The 17012-nt window shown below is 55.4% G+C and carries 15 protein-coding genes; 4 read left to right on the forward strand and 11 right to left on the reverse strand.

Translation table 11 applies throughout. The features are described 5' to 3' along the window. Nucleotides 1-36: 36 nt before the first annotated feature. Both BN2684_RS23435 and BN2684_RS23440 read right to left on the reverse strand, forming a co-directional pair. Complete coding sequence (locus BN2684_RS23435; protein WP_058304482.1) at nt 37-1416, reverse strand: sensor histidine kinase; 1380 nt, start codon at nt 1414-1416, stop codon at nt 37-39. Further along, the gene (locus BN2684_RS23440; protein ID WP_058304483.1) at nt 1413-2096 is read right to left on the reverse strand and encodes a response regulator transcription factor; all 684 of its coding nucleotides are present in this window, start codon (nt 2094-2096) and stop codon (nt 1413-1415) included. Before BN2684_RS23440 ends, BN2684_RS23435 begins: the two co-directional genes overlap by 4 nt. Nucleotides 2097-2240: 144 nt before the next feature. On the opposite strand from BN2684_RS23440, the gene BN2684_RS24800 reads away from it, so the two are divergent. After that, the gene (locus tag BN2684_RS24800) at nt 2241-2408 is read left to right on the forward strand and encodes a hypothetical protein (RefSeq protein WP_187385797.1); all 168 of its coding nucleotides are present in this window, start codon (nt 2241-2243) and stop codon (nt 2406-2408) included. Between the two features lie 139 nt (nt 2409-2547). On the opposite strand, the gene BN2684_RS23445 is transcribed toward BN2684_RS24800, so the two are convergent. Beyond that, complete coding sequence (locus BN2684_RS23445; protein WP_058304484.1) at nt 2548-2946, reverse strand: hypothetical protein; 399 nt, start codon at nt 2944-2946, stop codon at nt 2548-2550. A gap of 36 nt (nt 2947-2982) precedes the next feature. On the opposite strand from BN2684_RS23445, the gene BN2684_RS23450 reads away from it, so the two are divergent. Further along, nucleotides 2983-3492, forward strand: a complete 510-nt coding sequence (locus BN2684_RS23450; RefSeq protein WP_082652155.1) for a TetR/AcrR family transcriptional regulator — start codon at nt 2983-2985, stop codon at nt 3490-3492. A 47-nt stretch (nt 3493-3539) separates the two neighbouring features. Here the strand turns inward: BN2684_RS23450 and BN2684_RS23455 are convergent, their stop codons facing one another. The 4 genes from BN2684_RS23455 to BN2684_RS23470 all read right to left on the reverse strand — a co-directional run bounded on the left by BN2684_RS23455 (nt 3540) and on the right by BN2684_RS23470 (nt 7571). After that, complete coding sequence (locus BN2684_RS23455) at nt 3540-4934, reverse strand: DUF5808 domain-containing protein (protein WP_058304486.1); 1395 nt, start codon at nt 4932-4934, stop codon at nt 3540-3542. Continuing rightward, the gene (locus BN2684_RS23460) at nt 4931-5341 is read right to left on the reverse strand and encodes a GntR family transcriptional regulator (protein ID WP_262360947.1); all 411 of its coding nucleotides are present in this window, start codon (nt 5339-5341) and stop codon (nt 4931-4933) included. Before BN2684_RS23460 ends, BN2684_RS23455 begins: the two co-directional genes overlap by 4 nt. A 236-nt stretch (nt 5342-5577) precedes the next feature. Continuing rightward, on the reverse strand, nt 5578-5925 hold the full coding sequence (locus tag BN2684_RS23465) for a hypothetical protein (protein ID WP_058304488.1): 348 nt from the start codon (nt 5923-5925) through the stop codon (nt 5578-5580). Nucleotides 5926-6107: 182 nt separating this feature from the next. Next, complete coding sequence (locus BN2684_RS23470; RefSeq protein WP_058304489.1) at nt 6108-7571, reverse strand: MFS transporter; 1464 nt, start codon at nt 7569-7571, stop codon at nt 6108-6110. A 248-nt stretch (nt 7572-7819) separates the two neighbouring features. Between BN2684_RS23470 and BN2684_RS23475 the strand changes: the two genes are divergently transcribed. Both BN2684_RS23475 and BN2684_RS23480 read left to right on the forward strand, forming a co-directional pair. Beyond that, nucleotides 7820-8263, forward strand: a complete 444-nt coding sequence (locus BN2684_RS23475; protein WP_058304490.1) for a MarR family winged helix-turn-helix transcriptional regulator — start codon at nt 7820-7822, stop codon at nt 8261-8263. Nucleotides 8264-8461: 198 nt separating this feature from the next. Beyond that, nucleotides 8462-9211 carry an SH3 domain-containing C40 family peptidase gene (locus BN2684_RS23480; RefSeq protein ID WP_058304491.1) on the forward strand — a complete coding sequence of 250 codons (750 nt, stop codon included), beginning with the start codon at nt 8462-8464 and terminating at the stop codon, nt 9209-9211. A gap of 279 nt (nt 9212-9490) precedes the next feature. Here BN2684_RS23480 and BN2684_RS23485 read toward each other — a convergent pair whose 3' ends face one another. The 4 genes from BN2684_RS23485 to BN2684_RS23500 form a co-directional block, all read right to left on the reverse strand. Further along, nucleotides 9491-10771: a glycoside hydrolase family 125 protein gene (locus BN2684_RS23485; protein ID WP_058304492.1), complete on the reverse strand. Its 1281-nt coding sequence runs from the start codon at nt 10769-10771 to the stop codon at nt 9491-9493. A gap of 138 nt (nt 10772-10909) precedes the next feature. Continuing rightward, complete coding sequence (locus tag BN2684_RS23490) at nt 10910-13174, reverse strand: hypothetical protein (RefSeq protein ID WP_058304493.1); 2265 nt, start codon at nt 13172-13174, stop codon at nt 10910-10912. After that, nucleotides 13171-13995: an endonuclease/exonuclease/phosphatase family protein gene (locus BN2684_RS23495; RefSeq protein ID WP_058304494.1), complete on the reverse strand. Its 825-nt coding sequence runs from the start codon at nt 13993-13995 to the stop codon at nt 13171-13173. The genes BN2684_RS23490 and BN2684_RS23495 overlap by 4 nt, the downstream gene beginning before the upstream one ends. Nucleotides 13996-14016: 21 nt before the next feature. After that, nucleotides 14017-17010 carry an alpha-mannosidase gene (locus tag BN2684_RS23500; protein ID WP_108722276.1) on the reverse strand — a complete coding sequence of 998 codons (2994 nt, stop codon included), beginning with the start codon at nt 17008-17010 and terminating at the stop codon, nt 14017-14019. Nucleotides 17011-17012: the final 2 nt, after the last annotated feature.

Here is a 17012-nt window from a genome sequence, read left to right on the forward strand (position 1 = left end):
ATAGGAGGCGAATATGAATTCCGTATGAACATCCCGTTACAGCTGCGGCAAAATCACGGTAAAGACCGTTCCTTCACCAAGCCGGCTCTCCACATCCAATGTTCCTCCGTGAAGCCGGACGATCTTCATGGCGATACTGAGGCCAAGACCAGTGTTTCCGGATTCCCGTTCTCGAGCCGGATCGACCCGATAAAACCGGTCAAACAGGAAGGGGAGATGTTCGGGAGCGATCCCTTCGCCGGTATCCGCTATTCGAATCACGTTTCGGCTTGGTTCCTTCTCCGCCTTCACCTGAATGGAACGGCCCGCCGGTATGTGCTGGATGGCGTTGCCGAGCAAGTTCATCCACACCTGCATGAGCAGCACGTCGTCTCCCTCCAGCTCCATACGGTCTGGCACCGAAAGCGACACAGCCAGCTCCTTTTGCTCCAGCTGCCATTCAAGCACCTGAAGCGCTTCCCGCAGCTGGGCCTTCAGCGAGAAGCGCCTCACATGGAGACCTTCCTTGCCCTGCTCGATGGCAGACAGCGTCAACAGCTCCTTGCCGAGCCGGGACAGGCGGCGGCTCTCCTGTGCGATGACCTCTGCATAGCGCCTCTGCTCCTCGTCCGGCAGCTCGCTGTCGGCGAGCACCTGCGCAAAGCCTTGGATGGAGGTGAGCGGAGATTGAATTTCATGAGAGACGTTAGCGACGAACTGCTGCCTGGCAAGCTCGGCCCGTTCCAGCTCACGGCTCATCTTCGCAAAATGCACGGCCAATTGGCCGATCTCATCCTTACGGCGTTCCGGCAGCTTATTATGAAAACGCCCTTCCGCCATTTCCTGGGTCGCTTCGGTCAAGCGGGTAATCGGCTTCACGATAAATCGGGTGCTGAAGAGAAAAAACACGAGGCTGCAAAACACGGTCAGTGCACCGATCAACGCGAAGAAAATGCGCAGCTCGCCGAATTGCAGCAAAACATCGGGGCGAAGAAACAGAGCGTAAACCGCCCCGTCCCCCCGGATCGGAACGCCGATGGTATTGGTCAGCCGGTTGTCAAAAAAACCAGTGATAAACGGCTTGTTAGGAAATTGGGCTACCCCGTGGTAAATCTCCCCCGCAAGCACACTCGCAATGATCTCTTGCGGCAAATTGGCATTGCGGAACGGGCTTCCAAAAAAGCGGCCGTTTCCCTTGGCATCGACCAAATACATCTCATAACCGAGCGCAGCGGAATTTTGCAGATACTCCGTCAAGTCCTCCGGATGCTTCTCCGCATATTGTTGAATGGTTTCGGTGATGGAGGTCAGCTTTTCATCGTTATAGGGCTTCAGCTTGATATGATAGTAGATATTCGAGATCAGGAACGCAAAGAGGCTGCTGAACAGAACCGTACAGATGGTGATGAGAAAAACTCGCGAGTAGAGCGATTTCATCGTCCCGGCACCTCGATCTTGTACCCGAGTCCCCGGACAGTCTCAATGCTGAAATCCTCTTCATAGGCGGAGAAACGCTGGCGCAGCCGCTTGATGTGAACATCCACGGTTCGGTCGTCTCCTTCGTAATCCGCTCCCCAGATGAGCCGGATCAGCTCTTCGCGGGAAAAGACCCTTCCCGGAAATTGAGCCAGCTGCGACAAAAGCTCAAGCTCCTTAAGCGGCAGCAGAAAGACCGTGTCTCCGTCGGTCACCTCTGCCGTCTTTCGGTCGATGACAATCCGATTCATACGGATGCGATCATTTGAGGTGCGCAGGTAACGCCGAAAAAGCGCCTTAATCCGAAACAGCAGCTCTTCGGGTTCAAAGGGCTTCGTTACGTAATCATCCGTTCCGTGGAGATACCCTTTCTCCTTGTCGGTCAACTGGTCTCTTGCCGTCAACAAAATAATGGGAATATCCTCCCGTTCTCGAAGCCGTTCGCAGAGGGTAAACCCGTCTAGTCCAGGCATCATGACATCGAGAATCGCCAAATCAAAGCGTTCCTGTTGGCTCAGCTTGTCCGCGGCCAGACCGTCTTCCGCTTCCGTAACGCGATATCCTTCCCGCAGCAAGACATGCCGGAGCAAGGCTCGAATATGGAGATCGTCATCCGCGATCAGTAAGTGCTTCATCCTTATCTTCCTCCTGTCAGGACAAGAATAGCATACCTTGCGAGGCAGACAAACCCGGTTCTTTAACCTGAAGATGAATGATTCGCCTGGATAATGGGTAAGAATAAACGGGAAATGCCGATGTAATCAGCATCCAAAGGAGGAGTTCGAATGGCAAACGAAGAGCAAGTCCGCAACAAGCTGGATGAAGCAGGCGATTCCCTCGCGGAGAAGAAAAAAATCGAAAGCGGCGTCGATATCGAGCCGGAAGCCGATGAATGGGTGGCTAAGCCCGCCGCAAGCCTGGATGCCGAAGATTTGGTTGAAGACGAACCGTAAACCGATAGTAACCGATATAGCCGAAAAGCCCCCTTTGTCCCGCTCCTTTGCGGAGCCGGACAAAGGGGGCTTCTGTTTAATCTCCCTCATCCCTGCGTTCTTGCTCTTGTCCCATAACACCTCAACAGGATGCTGTTCGTTAAGACTGCTTCCTTGGCCATATAAAATAGCTGGTGGTGATCAGCAAATCAATCCCAAGGATGACGGCCCAACCCTGCGTTACCCCTGACAGCGCGGTCGTACGGGGAGGGGTATCAATAAGAGCGACAAGCCCCAGCAACAGAGCGGAGCCGATCAGATAAGCGCCCACATGCTTCAGGAATCCCTTGAAATAGTGGCGCGAATGCTCCAAGCCGAAACGCTTGACGGGCTTCGAACCTGTCCGAATGAGGTAATACTTGAATCGTTCATCGGCCCAGCGAATCAGATCACGACCGAACATGACCGATACGGCAATGTAGACCGCGGCGAGTCCATGAGCCGTTGTGGCAGTCGCTCCGCGGTATAGGTCATAACCAGTCAGTACGAGCAGTATCAAATCGAAGCAACTTGGCGGGTCATTCTGCGGGATGGAATGCAAGGTGCAACCGTGCGGAACATCGCCGCCGAGGCCGGCATTTCCCTTGGCGCGCTGCGCCATTATTTCTCGGCGCAAGAAGAGCTGCTGTCCTTTGCCATGAACCTGGTGAGGGAACGCGGAGAAGCGCGAATCCGGAGTGGATCACAGCTCGATCTGCCTCCAAAGGAGAAGGCGTTCCGCCTTCTCTTGGAATTAGTACCGGTCAATGAGGAGAAAATGGCGGAGATGGATGTTTGGTTTGCCTTTACCCACCAACGAAACCATGCCAAAAAGCTGTCTGGAACAGAACCGGACGTCATTCTAAGTTTGGTGGAGTGGGTGTTGGACGAGTTGGACAGGCAAGGTCAGCTGCGGCCGGAGGTTAACAAGGAATTGGAGGTGGAACGGTTGTATGCTGTGGTTGACGGCCTCGCCTTGCATGCACTGCTCGAGCCGGACCGGCTGGGACCGGAGCGGCTCATCCGGGTGCTGTCCTCTCATATCGACGGACTTTGCCTCCCATGACGATACCGCTCGCTCCATGACCCTCTCACACCTCTCCCGTTCACAACCTACTTCCCATCCTTCCAAGCCGCCCGCAGACTCGCATATAGCTCTCGCGTCTCCTGCGGGTTTTTCTTGTTGAAAACCACATGCATGTCACTCAGTTCAACCACCAGGTAGGGTGGATTATTCCGGTAGATATACACCTTCGAGCGTCCCCAGCCGTCGAGCCGGAAGTTGCCCCGAGCCGTTTGATCGGTCCCCAAGCCGTTTGTACGCTTACCGCGAGGCAAGCTGTCGGTCAAGGAAACGGACTTCACTTGATCCAGGTCAAACGAATACGAGTATACCGGATAATCAATGCGAACCTTGCCGTTCGAATGAAGCTCCATCCTAGGCGGGACACTATCCAGCACTCCGATCAGAATCCCTGCGCCTAGAACTAGGAACACTGTCAGCCCGAGGCTACCCTTCAGGATTGCCCGCCCCTTCCTCGTGGCGAAATTCACGGTTGTTCCGAAGCCGGTCCGATCCTCGACGAACACCGCTGGATTGTCGGGATTGCAGTAATAGAGTCCATCCACCCAATAGTCGTCCTCATCCAAGAGAATGGAAGCGTCCTCCCTCTCTTCGGGCAAGACCCGGTTCTTAACAGCTTCCCAATAACGCAGAAAAAAGATCAAGAGAAGCACCGGAACGGCCACCATCAGCACACCCCAGAGCGGAAAAGCTCCTTCACCATTGCTCTCTCCTTCAATCGATATGGCGAAGAGGAAGGAGAACACCGCTTCAAACAGGGCCAGCAGCAGCCAAAACAGCGATTGCACATGGAGCTTCTTCTGCCGGAGTTCAAGGTTTAAGGAGCTGTCCGAGTGATAGACCCGAGCTTTCAGCCTGCGGGATTGCATTGTCATCATCAGAGAAAGCAAGGTCATCAGGATTGAGACCGTGCTGGAGAGAAGGACAGGAATTTGCCCAGTCTGTGCGCTGTGGACAAGCAGCAGAACGGCCGGGATCAACGGCAGCAAGAACCAAGCAAGCGGCAGGGCGCCTCGTTCCTTGTCGCGGGAGACCCGCAGGTCGGCCTGAACCAATCGAGTGCTGCCGGAGCTCCATCCCCGTTCCCTCTTGATCCGCTTCAGCGCGCGGTTTGCCAGTATGAAGGGCCGGCTGGACAGGAGAAAAGCCATCATCAGCCACACGAAGAAATACGCGTAATTGACGGCAAAATACTCGCGCGAAAAGAAGAATGGAGCGAGGACCGCCAAGAGGAACAGCATAGCTTTGAGGGAGCTCCGGCGAAACTCGGCTCGGACGCTCTCCACCTCGGTATCTTCCATACCGTCGGGAGGAAGCGTCACGCCGCACAGCCGTCCCTTGCGATACTTCGCTTGATAGTGCCAAACGGACGAAAAGATTCCTCCGATTCCAAGCGCAACCGCAAACAGAGTATAGCTGATCATTCCATTCCCTCCCCTATGCCGCTCGCCGCAGCAGGCATCCCCGCAAAGATCGCCGAACAGAGCCGTATGAAATCCGGTTTGCGCATTCCCCGCAGCATGGCTTCACTGATCACCAGCTTGAGGTCCTTCTCCAGCTTCACTTGGAATGCTTCGGCCGCCGCGCCGCTCAGCGGCTCCGCGCCTCTTACGACGGCACCTCGCCTTCGGTCGATCTCAATGAAGCCTTCCTGCTTGAGCTCGGCATATGCTTTGTTCACCGTCATGGGGTTGATCCCGAGATCCTCCGCCAGCTGGCGTACAGTAGGGAGCCGTTCCCCTTCCCCCAGCTCCCCGGCTCCGATGCCGAGGACGATCTGATTGCGCAGTTGGAGATAGAGCGGCAGATCGCTGCCGAAATCCAGAGTCACGATCAAGAGGTTCACCTTCTCCACGAATTTTATCTTACTTGTATTATAACAAGTAATACTTAATTCCAACAAGTCGAATCCTTCGGCTGCCGCCAACGCAGCAAGACATTCAAAACCCGCTAACCTTTGTCGGTAGCGGGTTTATGTTTTGCTATGTTTTTCGCGTCAAATGGTAGGGGATGGAGTCAGGTGACTTCTCTTTTGAGTCGATACGCTTTTTTTCGGAAAAGCTGCATCTAAAGCCGCTCAACCGTAAGTAAGGTTATTTCCTTGCTCGCATAGGTCCCCTTCAACTGCTCTTCCGTTATCGCGCCCAGCTTCAACAGGCTGGCAATTTTCGCCGGGTCCGCTTTGGACGCAAGCCTCCACAGCTCCGCATCCGGAAGGGCTTCATAGAGCTTCCGGTCATCAAACTCCTTGCGCTCCTGATGGACCAGCTTCAGCCGATACCCTTCTCCGAACAGCTCAGAGCATTCCTGCTCCTCGCATTCGCGAAGCAGGCTCTCCCGCAGCCCAGCCAACTCCCTTTCCGCTTCGCGAACAAGTCCCTTCAGCTCATAATAGCGTGCCAATTCCTCTTTCATAGCACTTCCTCCTATCCGCGTCCTTTCCTATAACTGTATGCGGACAGGAGTACGATTACGCCTGATCTGTTGTCAACTCCAGTACGACGAGCTGCCAGTCCCAGCATCTTCCCCCTCAACGCCGTTTCGTATCCATGCGAGTAAGGCTGCATGAACGAGGCATGCGGGAATCGCAGGGCAGATCAAGCCTCGACCTGCTCCTCTCCTGCCCGTTTGCGAGCATTCAACATCCGCCAGCCTGTAATCACGGCGGCAACTACGCAGATGGACGAGGAGACGAGGAAGACGACATGCATCCCGGAGAGGAAAATATCCGGCCGATCCGGGATGAGCCCGGTGACTCGGTATCCCGCACGAAGACTCATGACATGGAACAAAGTCGAGGTAGCCACGGTAATCCCGACGACCATTCCCACATTGCGCACAAGGGAATTTACACTGCCCGCCAGCCCGAGCTGAGTGCGCGGAATCTTCGACATGACGAGCGAGTTGTTCGGCGATTGGAACAACCCGCTGCCGATACCCAGCATGGCGATCCAGAGGCCAACCAGAGCGATCGGGCTTCCTTCATGCAGGTTGGCGAAGCCGAGCTGAGCGACGACCATCACGAGCAGGCCGGCGAAGGTCAGCGGCTCTGACCCGATCTTGTCGGAGAGTGCACCGCTCAGTGGAGCGACCACCACCATCATGATCGGAAACAGCATCAGCAAGAGACCCGCATGGGACGGCGACAGGTTCAGCATGTTTTGAGCATAGAAAGGCGCGATAATATTGAAGCAAAAGTTAGCGACGAAAACGAGAAACCCGCAAATAATGCTGATCGTGAAGAGCGAATTCTTAAACAGTGGAAGATGAAGCAGCGGTTCGCTCCTCTTCCCCTCTACCCGTAAAAATACGAGGAAAGCGACAATGGCGATCGCAAGCGCTGCGATGATGCGGATATCCCCATACCCGACCTGCTGACCGAGCAGCAAAGCGGCGAAAAAGGCGAGAATGAAGAAGCTGAACAGCAGGCTTCCCGGAACATCGATTCGGGTCTTCGTCTTCGTGTAATCCGGCGGCAGGAACTTCCACCCGAACGCAAGCGCGATGACTCCAAGCGGAACGTTGACCCAGAAGATTGACTGCCAACCCAAGTTCGAGACGAGAATGCCGCCGAGACTTGGTCCGGCGATACTCCCGAGCGATACGAAGGTCCCAACTAGTCCGAGCGCTTTCCCTCTTTCATTAGAAGGAAAAATATCTGTCACGATGCCCTGGCTGTTCGCCATGGTCATCGACGCTCCGATGGCTTGGAAGATCCGGGAAGCCACCAGCATCGTCAAGCTGTCGCTGAGTCCGCACAAGAGCGAGCCGATAATGAAGATGACGGTGCCGATTTTGAAGATTTTAATTTTGCCGATGATGTCTCCGAGCTTCCCGAAGAAGAGGATGGCCGCACAGATCGCCATCAGATAGCTCGTTGTTACCCATTCAATCTGGGCTAAGGGGAGCTTGAGAGCCTTCGACAGAGTGGGCAGCGCGATGTTGACGATGCTGCCGTCGAGAGTGGACATGAACGTGAACAAATTCATGACCACGAGAATGACCCAGCGGCGCCGTTGAATGTCCGGATTTTCCTGATAAGTGCGATAAGTGGTTGACATGGTGTTCCCCTCCGTATCCTTGATTCTAACCGGTTCCCGTCTCTATATGCGGGATATCCGTAATCTCTCCTTAAGCAACCGTTGTGCGCTCCAAGGGGTTATCTTCTCGTACCTACGAAGCCCTTATTAGTTGCGGGCGCAACAAATTGCAGTTCCCAGTATAGTCCAAATTAGTTGCGTACGCAACTGGTTTGCGCTATTGTTTTTGATAGAAACCCGAACGCATTCGATCCAAAGGTGGGAAATCCATGAAAAAGCGAGCTTATAAAGAGCCGATCTCCCGACTGCTTTCCATCATTCACCGGCAAAATCAAAAGAATATCGCCAAGCTTCTTCAACCCTATGGAATTGGCGGAGGTCACCACTATATCTTCCTCATCAATGTCCTCAAAAAACCCGGAATTAACCAGGACCAGTTAACCTGTGAGTTAAAATTCGACAAAGCGACAACAGCCCGCTCGATTAAACAGCTGGAAGAATTGGGATACGTGGACAGGAAGATTGATCCAGGCGATCGCCGTTCTTACCAGCTCCATCCAACCGAAAAGGCGCTGCAGTTCGATCCGACCCTCCGATCTCTTCTCGAACAAGCGAACCGCAAGCTGACTCGAGGTCTTACCGAGGAGGAAGAGGTCGAGCTTATTATGCTCCTACAGAAGGTGAATCAAGCCTCCATTCAGGAGGAAGTTTGATTTTTTTCGACATCCCCAATCCCGCCCCCAGCAAGGGTTTCTAGCTTCCGCTTCCGAGATTGCCAGGATTTACTGCTAGTTTTAGAGGAAATGGGGTTGTTACAATACGGGCAGAAGGTGTTTCCAACAAAACCAAGGGCATGATGATTTCTCCTAACTTTGGATTATTGTCATGCTCCCACATCATGGAGGTAGCTTTTGAAAAAACAACTTCTGTCCGCATCTGTCGCTCTGTCCCTTCTAGCAGGAAGCATTGCGCTCCCTACCATTCCGGCCGCTCATGCAGCAACAAGCACCGCATCTCAGACGGGAACCATTATTAACGGAAGTCCATACTTCCACAAAACTCCCAAGAGCGGAGAAGCGACGATGGGCTTTGTCAAAAAAGGCTCTGTCGTAAAAGTGGTTGAAGTCACCAACAAATACTGGGTCAAAATCGTGTACAACGGCACCACCGGTTGGGTATCATCCAACTATATAAAAGTGTCTTCGACCACGTCCTCGTCTACCCCGACGCCGACCCCGACTCCGGCTCCCACTCAAAGCTGGGAAAAATCGGCTGACAAGCTGATTGCGTACGCCAAGAGCCTCGTGGGTAAGGTAGAGTACAAGTATTCGGGACGCAACACCGACAATCCGAACAAACTGATCCTCGACTGCTCTTCGTATACACAATATGTGTTCAAGCAGGCGCTCGGCATCACGATGAAATGGGGAGCCAACCTCCAGCACGACGCGTTTCCGCACGTCTCCAAGAGCAACCTTCGTAAAGGCGATCTTGTCTTCTTCTCGGTAAGCACCCCGGGCAAAATCGGCCACGTCGGGATCTACATCGGAGATGGCAAATTCATTCACAACCTCAATCCTGCTAATGATGTTGTGATCAGCGATATCAACTCCACTTATTGGAAAAATCACTATATTGACGCTGCGCGAGTTATTAAGTAAACAGTGAACTTGACTTTTCAAGCCATCCCATAAGGGTTTGCATTTGGCGGGAACAACCCCGTTCATGCACGAAAGGACCTCATCCTTCACAGGTAAGTGGAGGGTGAGGTCCTTTTCTTTTGATGAGAGTGGGACAATGATTGAGCAATTCCTTTTGGGACTGCGCTGGGGATGGATTTACCTTGTGCTGCGCAACCTGGAAATAGAACCGCTTAGGTTTCGTTCGATCGACACCGCGAGTAGCGATTCGTCACTCCGGCATGGCACAAACCAAACGAATTAGTTTCGTTGCCGTTCCTTCGCCATCTCCCGATCAATCAACTCCGCAAACAAGCTATTTGCCCAGGCGAACCAAGGCCGACTGTACTGCCTCGGATCATCCACATGGAAGCCTTCGTGCATGAAGCCGGTGCCAGCGTCTGTCCGTTGAAGAACATCGAGAATTTCCTTGGTTTCCAATCCTTCGATGTCGGTAAGCGCCTGCATGATCAACGCGATCGGCCAGACGAAACCGGGCGGCGTATGCGGACTGCCGATTCCCCTCGCGCAACCTCCTTCATAATAGTAGGGATTGAAGCGGCTCAAGACGAATCTTCGGGTATTCAGATAGATCGGATCGTCGGCTGGCGCATATCCGAGGTAAGGAATGGACAGTAAGCTGGGAACGTTAGCGTCGTCCATCAGGTTATAATTCCCGAATCCGTCCGTCTCATAGGCATAGATGCGACCGAAGACAGGATGCTCCACGATTCCATAAGCTTGAATTCCGTTATCGATCTCGATCTGGAGCCCCCGCGCCATACGAGCAAGTCCCTCATCCTTCAACACGCTGCGGGCAATTTCGGTCAGATAGCCGAGCACGACCACCGCGAACATATTAGAAGGAATCAGATAACCGAACCGGCAAGCGTCGTCGCTTGGCCGAAAGCCGCTCCAGGACATGCCGGTGTCATTCACCGCTGTCCCGAGTCCGTCGCCCGACAAGCTATCGGTGATGTTGCCATCCAGCCGCTGGAAGCGATAGAGGGATGCCTGCATGTGCCGCTGCTCCGCCTTTATCGTTCGCACGATGATTCGAGCGGCGCATTGGAACTCATAAGTGAAGACGGAATCCTTGCCGGTTGCTTTCCAATACTTGTAGATCAATTCAAGCGGGTAGCAGAGCGAATCCAGCTCGTATTTGCGTTCCCAGACCCAGGGGTTCCGCTCGGTCTCGTCTTCCCATATGCCGTTGATCGGCTTTTCGTTAAAGGCGTTGGCATACGGATCCATGAGAATGCAGCGCAGTTGGCGGGTGATGACGCCCTCGATGATCTGCGCCAGCTCGGGATCATTCGCCGCAAGCGGAAGGTAATGCTTGACCTGGGCGCTGGAATCGCGCAGCCACATGGCGGCGATGTCGCCTGTGATGACGAACGCGCTGCCGTCTTCGGCGAGGTTCAATGTGGTTTCCAACGTATTCGGGTAACAGTTCGTGTACAGTTCCAGCAGCTTGGGTCGATCTTTCAGCGCTTTCTCGGCAAGCTCCAAATGCTGGTTTACACTCTCGGGAAGTTGCATACCGCTCTTCCTTCCTTTCGCTATTCGTGATGAGGAATTGGATCAAGCCTAACCGGCAAGCCTCGCTTGTCATCAGGTCTGGGGAGCGCTACCCTTCATTAGCCGGGTAACGCTCATCCCTCTTCATGTCGTCCTGGATCAGCGTTCAATCCCGCATATGCGAATTCGCGCATCTTGAGGATGATGTTGGTAGCGAATCAATACGGTTTCGGTCGCATCGTCCCATTCGAAGTCGAGGGCTTCGCTCTTCCCTCCTGCGGTGTATTCCACGCTTACCGGACGGAACGAGCAGCGCAGCCGGGCTGCCGCGAGAATGCCGGATGGACCACGAACCTCGAACGAAACCGATGTTCCTTGCTCGACCAGCTCTTCGATGCGTGACGATGCGGCAATAACCGCAAAGCCCTTCGATGGGCTTGTCTCGCCTCGTACGACGCGGGTATCCGCGTTCAAGGAGCGTTCGGGTTCATCCAGATCGTAGACGAGCGCCTGCTGTCCCGGCATTACTGTCAACCTGTGCTTGATCGGGAGCTGCGGATCGAACAGGTCAACAAAGCAGCCGGTGAGCTCCAGCGGTTCTGCGTCGGCCGATTCCTCCATGACGGATGCGATCCGATAAGGACCGCGCCGCAGCAGGAACCGGTTGGATTCCTGCCATACGCCGGGCTTCCCAATCGCCTCTAATGCAGCCTTCACAGCCGATCGAAGTCGATCTGCCGCTTCTGCGCTCCCCGTCAGCTGCTCGGGATGCACCTTCAAATAGACGAGTGCGCCTTTCCCGACCGAATGGATTCCGCCCTCGGCATCGGCATCAGCATCAGCATTTGCATCGGTATCGGTATCGACCGTAACCCCCAAGCATTCAAACAAATGCTCGCGAGGGGAAGCATACCGCTTGCTGCCTTGATTCCACCATTCCCGCACCTGGTGATACGGATCGCTGTCGTCGCCTACATAGACGAGTGCGCCTCCGTCGCGGACCCATTGAGCTAATGTGCTGTGAATGTCCGGATACTCCGGCTTCATGAACTCGTAGCTTAGAACGAGCAGTTGATGCTCGTCCAGATACCCCGGAAGCCGACGGATATTGTCCAGCTGAACCGGGCGCACCGGCAAGCCGCGCTTGACGAGCGGCAGCGTCAGGCCGTAGAAGGAAGAGAAATTGAGCAGCTTCACGGCGTATTCATCGCTCAGCTCGACCTCATTGGTTCCGTCATACTTCAGCATGAAGCCTGCTGTCGGGACGCCTGGCGATTTACGCTGATACATAGCGGAATCCGCTAAGAGAACTCCCGCTGTTCCCGCAAACCCGGACATCTCCACATCAGGCTGCTCCATGTTGGCCAGCGTATGCATCAAGGTCAGCAGCTCCGTCGCATAATCCGAAGGGATCGTCTCCTTGCCCGACCCGCTGTCGCTTGGATATTCGCCTGTGAACACACGCCCTGGCCAAGGAGATACCTCGTACCGGGAGACGGCCGGATGCAGCAGAGATGCCACAAGCGTCTTGCGGTAATTGGCGCGATAGTCGCTCCAGGTCCGCTTCGGATCGTCTTCCACCGGGTCGTGAAGGAACCACATGCGGCGATCCGTTCCCCGAACCAGCTCCTGCATGATCCCATATTCGAGGAACGCCGTCTCGAAGGTCCGCTCTGCGCGGGTGCCTTCATAGACATTGGCCGTGCGCGACGTGCCCGTCCAGATTTGCGCGATGTAGCCGTCAATCGACGGCACGTCGAGCAGATGTGATTCGGGGCTGACGATCCGCCACTGCGAGTAGTTGATCAGGCTATGCGTCGGAACATAGAAGCGCAGCGGCCGGTTGTACCGGAGAAGCGAATAGTCCTTCAGCGCCGAGCAGAGCCGGTCAAGGCAGCGGGTATAGAGATAGGCTTTCAGCTTCGATGCCCGATATTGGGCATCCTCCGAGCTATCCGGGTCTTGCCAAGGTTCCCGGTAATAATTGCGCCATTCGCGCTTGAACGCTTCGGAATAGCCGCCCTCCACCCAAAATTCAGGCTCCTCCAGATGGATGGCGTCCACCCCCGCGTCTACGGCGGGGCGGATTTTCTCGATCAAGTAATTGGCGTAGGAGAGGGTGGGCACCATATAGGGTATGTCCTGCGAGGTGCCGTGAATGATCGTTTCTCCGCTCTTGTACGTCTGGGCCTCATCCCAATGCGGACGCCCATCGAACTGTCCGTTCAAGTAATCCTGATAGCCTCCCCAGGATACCCCGGTCATGAGGTGTACGCGATACCCTCGTTCCGCCCACTCCCGGATGCGTTCGGGCATGGAAGGTCCAATTCCGTAGACCATGACGAAATCCGTCTGTAGGTCGTACGCTTCTCCAAAAGCTCCGCCTTCCTGAAAACCGGTGCGTTCCATTTCGCGTCCGCTCATAAGCGTTCCCTCCCTTCGGCTTCCGGACAAGCCGGGACAGGGACAGCAAGCTCCGCTGTCACCGGATAATGGTCTGACAAATAGAGCCGGTCCGCCAGATCAGTGACCGTTCGGAAACGGAGTACCCGTACCGGGTGGCTGACCAGCAAATAATCGATCGGCTTGAGCTCACTCCAGAGCGCACCCGAGCGAAAATCGGTAAAGGTCCCCTCCGGACCGTAAGCAGGCGATTGTGCCGCGAGCCGTGCGTCGGTCAGCGCATCAGCCAGCATGCGATACGCCCGCTCCGTGCGGGGCGAGTTGAAATCGCCGGAGAGAACGACCGGCATATCCGCTGGCAGCTTCGCGATCCTCTCCGCGAGCAAGAGGGCGCCTTGATAGCGCGCCTCCTCTACCTCGTGATCCAGATGCGTATTCAGGAACATGAGCAGCGTGCCCGTCTCCCGGCAGCGCAGCTTCAACCAGGTACAAATGCGATAGCAGCCGGATTCCCAGGAGCGGGAAGGCCGGTCGGGCGTGAGAGACAGCCAGAAGGTGCCCCCCTCCACCCGCTCGAACCGATCCTTGCGGTAAAAGATCGGGTTGTATTCCCCCAGACTGCCTCCTTCCCGGCCTTCTCCTTCATATGAATAATCGGGCAGACCAGCGGCAAGCTCAGCCAATGGTCCGTGCAGCACCTCCTGAAAACCGATCACATCCCAAGCGTAGTAATTCAATAAATCCAGCAGCCCTGTTTTCCGATAAAACCAACCGTTTGCTCCGTCCACCGGATTATCATAGCGGATGTTAAAAGAAGCCGAATGAAACCGAATCTCCTTCATGACCCTATCCCTCCTAAGCGCTCAGCTGTTGAATTCGACGCGCAGCGTGCGAATTTCGAACGGCTTGAAGGCGAGCTCAAGCTCGGACACCTTCTCGCCCAGCAGCTCGGTCGGCTCCTCCATAAGATTCGCCTCTTCGATCGTAGTGCAAGGGAGGCCGAAGGAAAGGCGAGTATTGGCGTGAGCTCCTGCCGTTTCATACAACCGGATGATCAGATGGTCGCTGTCTTCGGCCTTTTTTACCGCTTCCAGCATGATTCTCGGATTCTCAACGGTTACGAGGGCGATCGGTTGCTTGCTCTGGACTTGCCCTGCTGTTCCCTCTGGGCCTTCTGCGAGAACAAGCGGGACATTGAGCTCATATCCGAGCCGTCCAACCTGGGCATCGACCACATCTCCGGCATGAGGATACAGATAATAGCAAAATTCATGATGGGCACGATCCGCCTCGGGATCGGGATAATGCGGACTGCGCAGCAGGTTCAGGTCCAGCACATGGCCGCGGACGCTATGTCCATACTTGCAATCGTTCAGGAGCGCCACTCCGTAATCCTTCTCCGAGAGATCGATATAGCGGTGAGCGCAAATTTCGTCCCGAGCGAATTCCAGCAGGTTGTTGCGCGTGGTCGGCCGTTTGATCGAGCCGAACTGGATGTCGCACGTCACCTCGTCGGCGAAGACGTTCACTGGGAAGGATACGCGCAACATCTTGCCCGATTCGTTCCAATCCGCCTCCGTCTCAAACCGCAGCACCGTCTCCCCCGCTGACAACCGGATTCGCTGCGTGAGCTTCGAATCGCCGAAGGCGTATGTCTGCTCAAGCACCGCATGCGGTCCGTCCACATAAGCCCGGCTTGCCGTCAGCTGCATCATCCCGGCCAAACGCTCGCGATAATCCTGCGGGAAATCCCAGGCATCGCCGTCATCGTGATAGATCGAGAAGACATTGGCACGGCCTCCCGGATAGAGGGTTTCCCGCCGGTTGCGCTTGTCATACAGCGATTCGATATGGCCTTCGGCGCCAAAGCGCACGGATAGCGCTTCGTTCTCCAGCACCTGTTCGGTAGCGGTCCGTTCTGCAGGCAGCTCTTCCGACTGAACAGACGCCGCGAGCGTGAGCGAGCCCATCGCAGGTACGGCCACCCGTTTCCAGCTGCCATCCCGGTTGATCCATTCCTTGCGGTCCCACGGCAGCGAGTTAAAGACCGCCGCCTCTCCGCTCCATCCGAATCGCGCGGCCAAGTGCTCGTAAGCTTGGCGGATCAAGCCCGACAGCTCTTCGGCAAGTGCTTCGTAGCGCTCCAGCGATTCCGTGTACACGCGCGTAATCGAGGAACCCGGCAAAATGTCATGGAATTGGTAGAGCAGAACTTCCTTCCAGATCCGCTCCAGCTTATCGGCTGGGTAAGAATCGCCCTCCAGCACCCATAGCAGCGATGCGGCGTACTCCAGCTCGCGCAAGGCGATTTCCAACTTGCGGTTGTACCGCTTATTGCGACCCTGCGTGGTGAGCGTCCCTTGATGCTTCTCCAGGTATAGCTCTCCCTTGAACGCCTGGAAACGATGGGCTTCTTCCTCCAGCTTACTGAAGAAGGCCAGTGAGCTTTCCTGTACGACGCGCGGCAACCCGAGGAGATTCTTCATCCGCGACAACCGCTCCAGGTGCTCTTCGCCGGGACCGCCGCCGCCATCGCCGATGCCAAACAGCATGAGCGCATGCTCCGAGACGTTGCTATCGAGGTAATGACTTTCGATCTTGGCTACCGATCGCGGTGCCGCTGGACTGTTGTAGGTGTCCTCCGGCGGCAGGTGGGTGAGCACCCGGGTTCCGTCGATTCCTTCCCAATAAAAGCTGTGATGGGGATGGGTGTTATAGACGCTCCAGGACAGCTTCTGCGTCATCATGTAATCGACGCCTGCCTTCTTCAAGAGCTGCGGCAAAGAGCCGCTGTAACCAAACACATCCGGCAGCCACAGCACCTTCATATCGCGCCCGAATTCCTCACGGAAGAAGCGTTTGCCGTAGAGGATCTGGCGCACCAGAGCTTCGCCGCCGGAGATATTGGTATCCGGCTCCACCCACATCGCGCCTTGCGCTTCCCAGCGCCCCTCGCTGATCCGTTCCTTAACCTGTTTGTAGAGGCCCGGATAACGCTCCTTCATCCATTGATAGAGCTGGGGCTGGCTGGCTCCGAACACGTAATCCGGGTCATTCTCCATGTTGCGCAGTGCGGTGGCGAAGGTACGTGCTCCCTTTCGGATCGTTTCGCGTATGGGCCACAGCCAAGCCAGGTCGATATGCGCGTGTCCGATGGCGCTCACTTCGAGCGCCGTATCGCCGTTCTTGCGGCTGAGCTCCTTGTCCAACATACCCGCCGCGCGGACGGCAGATTCCGGATTGAGATCGGCCAGCACAAGAGAGGCCTCATACAAGGTCTGCAGCACTTGGGCTCTGCGCGCTCCCGTCTCCGGCAACTGCTCGATGAGCTCCGTCAAGACTTCCCAGTCATAATACAAACGTCTGTAGCTTTCGTTACAGATCGCGATAGTCGCTTCTTTGATCGTCCCGCCTGTAAACTTCCCAAACAGGTCGTTGCAGGCCGCATCGGCCCAAAAATCAATGCGTTCTCCACCTTCAGCCGGGTTGCCAATCAGAAGCTCCCGCTTGCATGGCGATCCAAGAATCAGATCGAAAGTGGATCTTTTCGTTGTCAGTCCCCGATAGGGAACTCCGCAGTCGTCCACGACACAAAGCTCGCCGTTCACATCCAGCAATACGACCACCTTATGCCCGGCAACTGACCGGGGCACTTCCCCTGTCACATGCATCCAGGCGCATTCCCACAGACTCGCCCATTCATCCTCGGTGCGCAGGAGACCAATAGGGGTTCCCGACATTCGGTCTGCAAACGGTACCGGCTCCTTCGTCAACCAAGCCTCAATCGCAAGTTCCCCGACCGGTTCATAGATGGCCTCCCGCAACCGGGGCAAAATGGCTTTTGCCTTATCTAACATGA

Origin of the sequence: Gorillibacterium timonense (genome assembly GCF_001457415.1) — a bacterium.
GTDB classification, from domain to species: domain Bacteria; phylum Bacillota; class Bacilli; order Paenibacillales; family NBRC-103111; genus Gorillibacterium; species Gorillibacterium timonense.

Coding starts and splice junctions, on each gene's coding strand:
- BN2684_RS23435 (WP_058304482.1), bottom strand. CDS start 1,416: ATGAAATCGCTCTACTCGCGAGTTTTTCTCATCACCATCTGTACGGTT.
- BN2684_RS24800 (WP_187385797.1), top strand. CDS start 2,241: ATGGCAAACGAAGAGCAAGTCCGCAACAAGCTGGATGAAGCAGGCGAT.
- BN2684_RS23450 (WP_082652155.1), top strand. CDS start 2,983: ATGCAAGGTGCAACCGTGCGGAACATCGCCGCCGAGGCCGGCATTTCC.
- BN2684_RS23455 (WP_058304486.1), bottom strand. CDS start 4,934: ATGATCAGCTATACTCTGTTTGCGGTTGCGCTTGGAATCGGAGGAATC.
- BN2684_RS23465 (WP_058304488.1), bottom strand. CDS start 5,925: ATGAAAGAGGAATTGGCACGCTATTATGAGCTGAAGGGACTTGTTCGC.
- BN2684_RS23470 (WP_058304489.1), bottom strand. CDS start 7,571: ATGTCAACCACTTATCGCACTTATCAGGAAAATCCGGACATTCAACGG.
- BN2684_RS23475 (WP_058304490.1), top strand. CDS start 7,820: ATGAAAAAGCGAGCTTATAAAGAGCCGATCTCCCGACTGCTTTCCATC.
- BN2684_RS23485 (WP_058304492.1), bottom strand. CDS start 10,771: ATGCAACTTCCCGAGAGTGTAAACCAGCATTTGGAGCTTGCCGAGAAA.
- BN2684_RS23490 (WP_058304493.1), bottom strand. CDS start 13,174: ATGAGCGGACGCGAAATGGAACGCACCGGTTTTCAGGAAGGCGGAGCT.
- BN2684_RS23495 (WP_058304494.1), bottom strand. CDS start 13,995: ATGAAGGAGATTCGGTTTCATTCGGCTTCTTTTAACATCCGCTATGAT.
- BN2684_RS23500 (WP_108722276.1), bottom strand. CDS start 17,010: ATGTTAGATAAGGCAAAAGCCATTTTGCCCCGGTTGCGGGAGGCCATC.